At 64.1% G+C, this 2,437-nt stretch carries 2 protein-coding genes; both read left to right on the top strand.

The window, feature by feature from the left end; translation table 11 throughout:
• Positions 1 to 1,607: amidohydrolase (locus AC5RWX_RS32435; protein ID WP_494100280.1), on the top strand; the 1,607-nt coding region annotated here is incomplete at its 5' end.
• Positions 1,594 to 2,437, top strand: an 844-nt coding sequence (locus AC5RWX_RS32430; protein WP_494100279.1) for an MFS transporter, incomplete at its 3' end; no start/stop codon positions are given. The genes AC5RWX_RS32435 and AC5RWX_RS32430, both read left to right, overlap by 14 nt.

Below are 2,437 nucleotides of genomic sequence, written 5' to 3'. Positions count from 1 at the left end.
GGATCGTGGGCTTCGACGACGACGTTTTACAGGTCCCGGCGCGGCGTACGCTCGATTGCGGTGCCGCTGTCGTCGTCCCCGGCTTTGGCGATTCGCACAACCACATGGCCTGGTTTGGGCAGTCCCTCGCCGAACTTGATCTGTCCGGCTGCCGGGCTTTGGATGAAGTGTACGACGCAGTCGCCCGGTTTGCGCTCGATCTCCCTGAGGACGCGTGGGTGGTGGGATCCGGTTATGACGACACGGTCATGGGAGGCCATCCACACCGCAACAGTCTCGACCGGTCCGCTCCCGGCCGTCCCGTCTGGCTCAAGCACCGGTCAGGGCACATGTGCGCCGTCAACACTGAGGTGCTTGATCGCACAGGTGTCCTGGATGGTTCAGCTGTTGTTCCCGAAGGCGGCACAGTGGTTCAGGATTCCGACGGGCCCACCGGATTACTTGAAGAGCAGGCCCAGAAACTGGTGACGGCCCTCGTTGTGCCCTACCCGGTGGCGGACCTCGCGGAAGCGATCGGTGCAGCGAGTGAAATTTACGCCGCCGAGGGCCTGACACATGTGGTGGAGGCCGGCATCGGATCGGGCTGGATTGGCCGCAGCCCGGTGGAACTCGCCGCGTACGTTGAAGCACGACGGCGCGGCCTCCTGAAAACCCGCGTACAACTGATGGCGGTCAGCGATGCTCTGCACCCGCTCCAGTCCAATTCTGCCGATGGAATTACCTTTGGTCTTGACCTCGGCATCGCATCGGGCTTCGGCGACGACCATGTCCGGCTTGGGGCTATGAAAATCTTCATCGACGGCTCGCTGATCGGCCGCACTGCAGCGGTAACCGAGCCCTTCTGCGACCACGACCATGGCACTGGCAGTTTCCAACTCTCCCCCGAGGAACTGACCCAACGGATCATCAGCGCGCACTGCTCAGGTTGGAACGTCGCCGCGCATGCGATCGGAGACGCCGCCGTCGACATCGCGCTGGACGCTTTTGGGAAGGCGCAACAGAAGCTACCCAGATCCGACGCGCGGCATCGCATTGAGCACGCCGGCATGGTCCGGCCGGACCAGCTCCCCCGGTTCGCAGCGCTGGGGATTACACCGGTCCCGCAACCGCACTTCCTGTATGAGGTCGGCGACACGATGTCAGACGCGGTCGGCACGGAACGGACACCATGGCTGTACCGCCACAAGTCTTTCCTGAACGCCGGGGTACGCGTTCCTGGCAGCTCGGACCGGCCGGTAGCGGCCGGGGCACCGCTGCTGGGCATGCAGTCCATGGTGACGCGCCGCAGTTCCGGCGGAGCCACCCTGGGTCCCGAGGAACGGGTCGACCCCGAGACGGCCCTGCGTGCCTACACGGTCGACGCCGCGTGGATTGCAGGCGAAGAAGACCGGCGGGGAACGCTGGAACCGGGAAAGAACGCCGATTTCGTGTTCCTTTCGGACCACCCTGCAGAGGTGCCGCCCGATGGGATCGGCCGCATCAAGGTGCTGGCGACCATGCTCGATGGCGCCTGCGTTTTCGGGCACGAATACATCGAGGAGCTCCGGAGCACCGCATCGTCCCAGTCCCATCCCACAAAGAGAGGCGCCGAGCATGCAACCACATGAGACAACAGACGGAGAGGAAGCAGCTGTACCAGTTGTCAGCGGAGCCGAGGCCGGCAAGATCGCCTGGGCTGCGTTCGTAGGCACTGCCCTCGAATGGTACGACTACTTCCTCTTCGGCACCGCTGCAGCCATCGTCTTCAACCGGCTGTTTTTCACGTCGCTGGACCCGACCGCTGCGACAATGGCAGCCTTTGCCACATTTGGTGTCGGCTTCGCTGCCCGTCCGCTTGGCGCCGTATTGTTCGGCTACATCGGTGACCGTGTGGGGCGGCGCCCCGCGCTGCTGATCACGATCGTCGCGATCGGTGTGGCCACCGGGCTTATCGGTGTCCTGCCCGATTTCGGCACCATCGGCCTCGCAGCACCCATCATGCTTGCCATCCTGCGCCTGGTGCAGGGCCTTGCGGTCGGCGGTGAATGGGGTGGCGCCATGACCATCGCCGTTGAACATGCCCCCCTCGAGAAGCGCGGGCGGTATGCCGCGCTGGTGCAGGTGGGTTCTCCGGTCGGCACGCTGCTGTCCTCCGGAGCCTTCGCACTGGTACTGCTCATGCCCCCTGAAATCTTTGACTCCTGGGGCTGGCGTCTGCCGTTCCTGGCAGCGTTCCCACTGCTGCTGGTCGCGCTGTACATCCGATTGAAAATCGAGGAATCTCCGATCTTCCGTGAGCTGGTCAAGCTGGAGGAACGCGCCAAAATTCCTGCGGTCGATGTGTTCCGCCTGGCATGGGGCCGGCTGATCGTTGCTATCGCAGCCGCTTTCCTCGGCGTCGGCGGGTTCTACATTATGACCACCTTCGTCATCAGCTACGGCACCGCCACCCTCGGCC

Source organism: Arthrobacter sp. SPT-J7, from assembly GCF_059089965.1.
Note: the sequence above shows the minus strand (reverse complement) of the source record. Positions and strands in the feature narration are given on the sequence as shown.